The organism is Corallococcus praedator, from assembly GCF_003612125.1.
GTDB lineage: Bacteria > Myxococcota > Myxococcia > Myxococcales > Myxococcaceae > Corallococcus > Corallococcus praedator.
The window spans coordinates 1-387 of record NZ_RAWI01001432.1 but is presented as its reverse complement, the minus strand read 5'-3'; the positions used below and the strand labels follow the sequence as shown (position 1 = coordinate 387).

Annotated in this window: 1 protein-coding gene; it reads right to left on the bottom strand. The window is 60.5% G+C overall.

Features of this window, described 5'->3' with window-relative positions; genetic code table 11:
* Positions 1-387, bottom strand: a 387-nt coding sequence (locus D7Y13_RS46765) for a hypothetical protein (RefSeq protein ID WP_158626281.1), incomplete at both ends; no start/stop codon positions are given.

Genomic DNA, 387 nt, shown 5'->3' with positions numbered 1-387 from the left:
GCGTGCCACCGGTGGGCAATCCGGGCGATTACGCCGTGATAGAACAGCGCCCGGCCAAACAGAAGCGGATCATGATTTTCGTAGTAGGCTTCGGCAGACTCGATCAAGGTGCGCGCCTGATCCAGTGTTTCCGGCGCGGCGTTCCCGCTCTGGCAGGCCGCCGCTACATACAGCAGTGCCGCGCGCCAGTAATACGGCGCAACATCGCTTTCGTGCTGCCCGGCACGGACGCGCGCCATGACCCACTGCGCCCACTTCAGGCGGTAGGGCGACTCCATGAAGGCGTGCAGGCTGACGTCCATCAGTTCGGCCAGTTCCATCCCCTGTTTATAGCGCTGTGCGGCGAAAAAATATTCCAGACTGGCTTTGATATTTGTGACATTGTGC